This window comes from Janthinobacterium sp. Ant5-2-1 (genome assembly GCF_001445815.1).
GTDB lineage: Bacteria > Pseudomonadota > Gammaproteobacteria > Burkholderiales > Burkholderiaceae_D > Janthinobacterium > Janthinobacterium lividum_E.
Window position 1 is genome coordinate 1 of the sequence record NZ_LNCE01000023.1, and the last position, 7462, is coordinate 7462.

Annotated in this window: 8 protein-coding genes; all 8 read right to left on the reverse strand. The window is 63.8% G+C overall.

Going from position 1 to position 7462, the window contains the following annotated elements; genetic code table 11:
• Positions 1 to 137 precede the first annotated feature (137 nt).
• Entirely contained in the window at positions 138 to 1382 is a 1245-nt protein-coding gene (locus ASN89_RS08535; protein WP_058048986.1) for a TerD family protein, read from the reverse strand.
• Positions 1379 to 2365, reverse strand: coding sequence for an HpcH/HpaI aldolase/citrate lyase family protein (locus ASN89_RS08540; RefSeq protein WP_046682299.1), 987 nt, complete (start codon positions 2363 to 2365; stop codon positions 1379 to 1381). Before ASN89_RS08540 ends, ASN89_RS08535 begins: the two co-directional genes overlap by 4 nt.
• Positions 2358 to 3464, reverse strand: coding sequence for a cysteine protease StiP family protein (locus ASN89_RS08545; RefSeq protein ID WP_058048987.1), 1107 nt, complete (start codon positions 3462 to 3464; stop codon positions 2358 to 2360). The genes ASN89_RS08540 and ASN89_RS08545 overlap by 8 nt, the downstream gene beginning before the upstream one ends.
• Positions 3461 to 4213, reverse strand: coding sequence for an HAD family hydrolase (locus tag ASN89_RS08550; protein WP_046682301.1), 753 nt, complete (start codon positions 4211 to 4213; stop codon positions 3461 to 3463). Before ASN89_RS08550 ends, ASN89_RS08545 begins: the two co-directional genes overlap by 4 nt.
• Positions 4191 to 5348 carry a phosphoribosyltransferase domain-containing protein gene (locus ASN89_RS08555; RefSeq protein WP_058048988.1) on the reverse strand — a complete coding sequence of 386 codons (1158 nt, stop codon included), beginning with the start codon at positions 5346 to 5348 and terminating at the stop codon, positions 4191 to 4193. The genes ASN89_RS08550 and ASN89_RS08555 overlap by 23 nt, the downstream gene beginning before the upstream one ends.
• On the reverse strand, positions 5345 to 6382 hold the full coding sequence (locus ASN89_RS08560) for an ATP-grasp domain-containing protein (protein WP_058048989.1): 1038 nt from the start codon (positions 6380 to 6382) through the stop codon (positions 5345 to 5347). The genes ASN89_RS08555 and ASN89_RS08560 overlap by 4 nt, the downstream gene beginning before the upstream one ends.
• A gap of 95 nt (positions 6383 to 6477) precedes the next feature.
• A complete protein-coding gene (locus ASN89_RS08565) occupies positions 6478 to 7194 on the reverse strand; it encodes a TIGR00266 family protein (RefSeq protein ID WP_035826041.1) in 717 nt (238 codons plus the stop codon).
• A gap of 64 nt (positions 7195 to 7258) precedes the next feature.
• A partial coding sequence (locus tag ASN89_RS08570; RefSeq protein ID WP_161911763.1) for a TerD family protein occupies positions 7259 to 7462 on the reverse strand: 204 nt, incomplete at its 5' end.

Below are 7462 nucleotides of genomic sequence, written 5' to 3' on the forward strand. Positions count from 1 at the left end.
CACGAGGAAGATGGCAAAGGCGAAGGTGACTTTTTTGGTCGTAGGGGTCATGTTGACTTTTATCGTTAAATTGAAGAAAACCCGGGGTCAGACCCGGCGGGTCTGACCCCAGCCTTCCGCTAGTGGTGTACGTACACTCAGTCTTTCCGTCCGGCTTTCCAGTTCAAGCCAAAGTTATATCTTTCGTCCATGGCCTGGTGCGCCGTGATTTTACCTTGGCCGCCGAAGTATTCCACCAATTTTGTCACCTGAAGGTTGCCGCCGTGGTTTTCCAGCATGGCGATGGCGCACATGGCGTGCTGGCTGTCGCTGTCGAGGCGCACTTCCACCGTCGGCTGGCCGGGAATCTCGATCATCACGACGCCATCCGTGGCGGCCCAGTTCGGCACGCCTTCATAGATGAAGGCGTACACGAGCACGCGCTTGATCTGGTCGAAATGGGTGCCGTTGATGAAGATGTTTTCGCCGCTGCTGATGCTGCCCGTGCGGTCGTCGCCTTCCAGGTGAATGTACGGCGGACGGTCGTAGGCGCCCCAGCTGTTGCCCAGCGCCTGCACGGCGCTTTTGCTGCCGTTGCTCATTTCGAACAGGCAGCCGATATCGAGGTCGATGCCGCCCGAACGGCCGGCCGGTTTGTTGAACAGTTTGCCGAGGAAGCCCGTGTCCAGTTTCGATGCCGGCGCCTGGCCTTGCGACGCGTTCTGGTTCCAGTTCAGGTTGACCCGGATGCGCCCATAGCCGCCGCTGTCGCGCTTGTCGAGCGAGATCTTGTCGCCGCGTTTTTCCAGGCGAATTTTCGACAGCGAGATTTTATTCGCCGCAGGCGGGGCCGCTGGCGTTGGCACGGAAGCCGGTGCTGGCGCCGGGGAGGATGCCCCCGCCTCGCTGCCGCCGAAGTGCTTCAGCAGGGCCGACAGGCCACCGGCGAAACCTTGGCCCACGGCGCCAAAGCGCCAGCTCCCGTCGCGGCGATACAGTTCGCCGATGATGACGGCTTTCTCGTCCTGGAAGTCATTGCCCGTGAAGGCGAACGTGGCAGCCTGACCCAGCGCCATGCTGGAGTTGCCCAGCGCGCGCATGCTGCCCTGTTCCGTCGCCGCAGTAAACACCAGCTTGTCGATCGAGGCGGGCAGGCGGGCAAGGTCGACCTGGAAGGTGGAGCGGGGGCCGTTCAAGTCCACCGTGATGGCGTTGTCCGGTGCGCTTTTCTGGTTGAAGAACACCATGTAGCGGTCGTCCGACAGCTTGCCTGCCGCATCGACGCCGAAGCAGCTGACGTCCACTTCCATCGAACCCGAAACGATATCGAGCGTGACGGCAAACGGGCCATTCAAGCCCAGGTCCGCCAGTTTGCCTTTTTGTCCGCGTGTGAAATTGGTCATGGTCGTGCAATCCCTTCGTCGCTTGAGAGTTGAATCAATGAGGTATTTGCGTGGTGCGCGGCGGCGTTGTCGGCCGCATGGCGGATGCCGAACAGGCGCGCCTGCTCGATGATGCGCAGCGCCCAGCTGGAATGGGTCGCCACTTCGCACATCGATTCCTGCATGCGGAACACGGCCGGGCTGTCCGGGTCGATGATGCGCAGCGCCAGTTCGATGTCCGACTGCGCCACCTGGTAGTGGCGCTCGATCTGCGGCACCTGGTCCGGGTGGATGGCCGTCTTGGCGATCATGCCGTGCGCCATGTCCTGCGCCACTTCGGCGTCCAGCCAGCTGCCCTGCGACAGGTGCTCGAAGACGGGCGCCGTCAGCTGGAAGCCGTGCGGCTTGAAGATGGTGACCAGGCGGCCGATGACCTGGCCCAGCGGCGTCTGGTAGATGGTGCCGCTGGTGGGGCGGCGCAGTCCCAGCAGGGCCAGCAGGTCGTTGCCGCCGATGCGCAGGGCCAGGATGCGGCGCCGCACTTCCGGCGCGGACAGGATGATGCGGAACTGCTTCATTTCCTCGTCGTCGAACACTTCCGCCGTTTCCAGGGTCGGCATCAGCAGATGATGCGTGTGGCGCACCAGCTCGAAATAGGCGTTGAAATTGCTGCGCGTGGATTTCGGCAGCACGAAGCCGCTCAATTTGTCGGCACCGGGCATGGCCAGCACGCGCGCCAGCACGTCGAGATTACGCACGCGCACGAAGCGCAAGGTGTCCGATTCGTCGCACATGTTTTGCAGCGCCAGCGACAGATTGAACAGCGCGTAACTGAGGTCGCGTTCCGCGATGGCGTCTTCGGTGCAAAGGATGACCGAGCGCAAATGGCTGAATTTGTCGCCATTGGCGATCGCCAGCAAGTCCTTGTGCGTGGTCGGCACATACATGGAGGCGCCGAGCGCCGCTTTATGCTCGCTTTGTGGGTGTAGGGAGTTGTTATCCATCGACTGCGCTCCTGATAAGGGCGACCGCCTGGTAAGGCAGCGCCGGTTCTACTGTGACGGGTATGGCTTTTTCCTGCGCCAGAAGCAGCAAATGTGCCACGTCCGGCGCATTCGTGTCGCGCACGATCAGGCGCTCGGGCACGCGGCGCAGCAGCACGCGCGTCGCTTCGCCGATGCCTGGCTTGATCAGGTTGATGTCGCTGATGCCGTATGCCTGCTGCGCGGCGGCCATGTAGGCTTGCGAACGGGCCGCCATCGCAGGCGCATCGCTCGCTTCGGCCAGCGGGATGCCGCTGTTGGCGGCAATGGCCACGGCGTCGGCCACCAGGCCGTCGGCGAAAGCGCGCGACTGGTCGTGCTGCTCGAACTGCTCGTAGTACACGCAGCCGTGGAAGTCGTCCGGGCCGATGGCTTCATTGAGCACGGAGCGGCTGACCAGCCCCGAGACCGTGGCGTTCAGAATGCTCGACGGGATCAGGTAGTCGCCGGACGAGGCGGCGCAGGCGGCCGTGCCGGCCAGGTCGGACAGCACGAACAGGCCGCCGTCGATCGCCGTGCCATGCGCCGCATTGAAGTCGTTGACGGTCTGGCGCAGTTCGCGCGAAATCACGCCCTTGCCCGTCCAGCCGTCGACGAAGACGAGGGAGTCGGCCGCATGGCCTTGCGCCAGGATGTGCTGCAGGGCGTTCGCGTCGATGCCGCGGTCGCGGATGATGGAGACGGAATAATGGCAGCATTCGCGCTGGAACACCTGGCGCAGCAAGTGGCCCAGGATGACGCCCACGGGCGTGCCGGCGCGCGCCAGCGACACCAGCGTGATGGAGCCCGTGCGGCGCGCCGCGATCAGGGCTGCCAGGCGCAGGCAGTCGCGCGCCATCTGCAGGCGGTTGGCCGCAAACGCGCTCTGGAACAGGGCCAGGTAGGCGGGCGAAGGCAAGGACTCGGGCGACAGCATTTCGCTGTAGTGGCGCTGGCCCGACTGGATTAAAAGCTCTTTTTCGGCCAGGTCGAGGATGGGTTCCAGCGCCATCGGCGTGAGCAGGAACTCCACGTCTTCCTGGCGGTAGCTGCCGCTGAAATGCTGCGTGCCTTCGGTCATAGCGCCGCCACCGTGAGTGCCGCCAGCTGGGTGCCGTTGGGGATGATGGCGTAGTCGCAGGCGGCCATGAAGCGCGCGTCCGAACGGCTGTCGCCCATGCCGAAGCTGACGATGGGGCCATGCTCGGCTTCCAGTTCCGCGCGCAGGTAGGCGACGGCGCGCGCCTTGTTCAAGGTCTTCGGCAGCACGGCCAGGTTGTTGCCGTTGCGGTGGATGAAGTAATCGGAACCTTCGCTCGCGATCCATTGCTGCAGCACTTGCTCTTCGATGTCGGCCAGGCGTTCGCCGCGCGCTTCATGGTCCTTGACGACGATGTAGAACGGCGTGTTGTAGTCTTCGATCAGGCGCGCGCGCGAAGGCATGCCCGCCTTGGCCTGGAAATCGTCGATGATGCGCATGGCGTCCCGCAGGCCGGGCAGGGCCGTTTGCATGTCGTTCTGCATCAGGGCCAGCCAGCCCGCATCGAGCGCGCCGCCCGGCTGCAGCACGATGCCGCCGTAATCGAGCACGCTGTAGCTGGTAAACGGCAGGTCGACTCTGCGGAAGGCGTCGCCATTCCTGGCCGTGGCGGGTATCAGGGTCATGCCGCTTTGCGCGAATTCAAAGAAGGCGCGCTGGCGCGCCGTCGTAAACGAACAGGCGTCGCCATTTTTCAAATAGGCGGCCGCTTGCAGGTCGGTCTCGCCCGGGCATTTTTTCGGGGTCTGGAACAGTGTGTCGTCCAGATCAACAAACAGGAATTTCTTCAATTTTGGTCTCTGACTGAAAGTGGAACAGGCGGCCGTTCAACTGGCCGGCGAGTTGCATGAGGGCCGGGCTGGCCGGGGTTTCATGGCAGATGAAAACGTACTGGTACTGGCCTGGCGCCACGTTGTACAGGTAATTGGCGATGCCTTCGCCGTAGTTGTCGTCGCAGTGGACGATATGGCCGACGGAGCCCCACGACAGAATCGGCGAGCGCGTGGTCGATTGCACCACGACGTTCTTGCCCAGCGCTTCAAGTTCGCGCGCCAGCAGGAACGACGGGTGCATGAATTCGCCAGTGCCCAGCACCAGCACGGAGTCCCCGGCGCCGATTTCCTGCGCCAGCTGCACGGCCAGGCCTTGCGGCGGTGTCAGGGCGCGGCCTACGCCGATACGGCCAAACGCAGGGCTGGCGCCCCGTTCCGCATTTGCCTCGAAGCGCTGCGCGCTGGCTGCCACGGGAGCCGGCGCATCGCCGGCCTGGAATGCATACTGTCCGGAGAGTGCCGCGCCGATGCTGGTGGGCAGGCCGAAACGCTCGCTCAAGCCCGCATTGGCGGCCTGGCCCATGAAGTTGGTGATCACGCCCAGGTGCAGCTTTTCCAGCTGCGGATAGCGCGCGCGGCACACTTGCACCAGGTTGGCGAAGGTGTTGCCGGTCGACGCTTCATCGTCGATCAGCACCAGGCTGCGGGCCGTGCAAAACAGCGCGCTGGCCGCATCCGACAAGTGCAGGAACTGGCGCGGCGCGTGGCTGTGCGATTCCTCGAATTCGAAGAAGGGCACGCTGCCCACGCGGTAGCGCGAGCTGTGCAAAAACAGGGCCTTGCCATTCGGATTGGCGCGCAGCCACGCTTCGAACACGCCCTGGCCCAGGCCGACGGCCGTTTCCGCCATGGCGATGAAGACGACGGGACCGGGCAGGCTGGGAGGGATCTGCGCGGCCAGGTCGTCGTGGATGGTTTGCATGGCGCGCGGCGTGACGGGCCAGTGCTTGCCCAGCACTTTTGAAAGGAACAGGAAGCCCCGCTTGGCGTTGGCGCGCGCGGCAAAGCCGATCAGCCAGTCCAGCGGAAAGCGCGCCTCGTCCACTTTCAAGGTCAGCTCGCCCGTGGGCATCTGCTGCCTGACGACGTTCATGGCAGCTCCACGGCGTAGGCGGCTTCGCCCACGCGCATGCCTTCGCGGATGGCGGGCACGGCGAGCTTGTCGAAGCCCTGGTCGAAACCGGCCAGGGCCAGATAGGGCAGGTTCGGGCCGGCCGCGCAGGCCATGCCGATGCCGCCCGACATGCGGGGGTTGATCTCGAGCAGCGCGAGGCCATTGGCGCCTTCGCGGAACTGGATATTGAAGACGCCGTTCAAGCGGTAGTCGCGCGCCAGTTTTTCACAGGCCGCCAGCAAGTCGTCGCGCAGTTCGATCAGCTGGCCGCTGCCGCCCCCGTGCAGCTTCTTGCGCGGCACGGCGCAAATGAGCGTGCCCTGGTCTGCCACGCAGTCGGCGCTGTATTCGTGGCCGTCGAGGTATTCCATCAGCAGCAGGGTCTTGAACGATGCCGTCTGCGCCAGGCCGTTGCGCAGCTCCTGCGCATTGATCTGGTAGGCGGCGCCGGCCAGCAGCAACTGGGCGCTGGTGCGCTCTTCATCGAGAATGGCAAAGCCCAGGGCATACACGGATTCGGACGGCTTGATGCACAGTTTGCGGTGCAGCGGGCGCAGTTCGGCGTAGGCGGCGTCGTATTCGGCGATGGTGGTCACGGCGCGGTAGTCGGCCGGGCGCGCCATGGGCAGATCGAGGCCGGCGCAGAAGCGCGCCTTGTCGTGCATCAAATTCAGGGTGTCTTCGCTGGCCACGCTGAGCACACGCGTGCCGATGGCGGCGAAGCGCGCGCTGGCGCTGCCGATCAGGCCCGCTTCCTTGCCCGGCCAGAAAATCGTGATGCCCCGCTCGCGGCAAAATTCCAGGCACCACTCGACATAATTGAGGCCCGTCAGGCCCGACGGTTCGACCGCGTATTCGTGGGCAGCCAAAAAAGCGGCAGCGTGCGCGTTCGTATTGCTGCACACGATGTGATAGCGGGGCGCGCCGCCAGTGGCGGCCATATCGGCCTCGCGGATCAAACGCATGGCCGTGCCGACCGAGGAAAATGTTTTGTTGAACCAGACTCTTTGCATGTACGGGGACCGGGTGGAAATAGGGGAAGCCGCGCGCAGGTGCGCGCGCGGGGAGTGTAGCCAGAAAGACTTAACCTGGCCTTAGAGTGAGGCGATCAGCCGGCTTTGCCCGACGCCGTCCACTTCAGGAACGCGTCGCGGTTGCGCGAGCAGATGAACACCTTGCCCGAGCCGGAAAAGCGCAGCACGATGCCTTCGCCGCTGGTGACGCTATTGACGATATTGCCGAGGAAACCGCCGATGCCGCCACCGCTGGCGCCACCGCCCGTGGTCACGGAAATCTCGTATTTCAGGCTGTTGTCCCAGCAGACCACGTGGGAATTGTCGATCACGACGTCCTTGCCCGGCTCGACGTCGAGCTGGAACATGGAGCCGAAGCCCGACACCACCACTTGCCCCGTGCCGGCCGTCTCCATGACGAAGAAACCGCCCGACTGGGCGAACAAGGCGTTGCCGATGCTTTGTGTGCGCACCTTCATTTCCGTGCCCGAAGTGGCGGCGACAAAGGCGCCGTCGTTGAGCAGGTACTGGCGCGCGCCAACGTCGACCACTTCGATGGCACCCGGCAGGGTGGGCGAGAGCAGGCAGTCGCCGCTGCCGCGCACCGCTTCGATATGCTGCTGGAAGAACGATTCGCCGTTCGCGAAGCGGCGCATGATGGCGCTGCCCAGGCCGCCCGTCATCTTGCCCTTCAAGTCCAGCGCCGTCTCCATCATCACCATCGCATCGGATTCGCAATAGATGGTTTCGCCCTGCTTCATGCTGACGTGCAGAAATGGATCGACGTCGCCCGTGACACTAAATACTGGCATGATAAATCTCCAAAAAAAAGCCGCCTGATGATATTCAGGCGGCTGCGTTTAGCTCATGAAAAAATCAAGCGTTGACGCCGAACGAACGGGCCAATGGGCCCAGGCCGCCGTTGAAGCCCTGGCCGATGGCCTTGAACTTCCATTCGCCGTTGTAGCGGTAGATTTCGCCAAAGATCATCGCCGTTTCCGTCGAGCTGTCTTCGGACAGGTCGTAGCGGGCGATTTCTTTTTCGCCTTCCGCGTTCAGGCAGCGGATGAAGGCTTTCGA

Coding starts and splice junctions, on each gene's coding strand:
- ASN89_RS08545 (WP_058048987.1), bottom strand. CDS start 3,464: ATGACCGAAGGCACGCAGCATTTCAGCGGCAGCTACCGCCAGGAAGAC.
- ASN89_RS08535 (WP_058048986.1), bottom strand. CDS start 1,382: ATGACCAATTTCACACGCGGACAAAAAGGCAAACTGGCGGACCTGGGC.
- ASN89_RS08540 (WP_046682299.1), bottom strand. CDS start 2,365: ATGGATAACAACTCCCTACACCCACAAAGCGAGCATAAAGCGGCGCTC.
- ASN89_RS08565 (WP_035826041.1), bottom strand. CDS start 7,194: ATGCCAGTATTTAGTGTCACGGGCGACGTCGATCCATTTCTGCACGTC.
- ASN89_RS08555 (WP_058048988.1), bottom strand. CDS start 5,348: ATGAACGTCGTCAGGCAGCAGATGCCCACGGGCGAGCTGACCTTGAAA.
- ASN89_RS08560 (WP_058048989.1), bottom strand. CDS start 6,382: ATGCAAAGAGTCTGGTTCAACAAAACATTTTCCTCGGTCGGCACGGCC.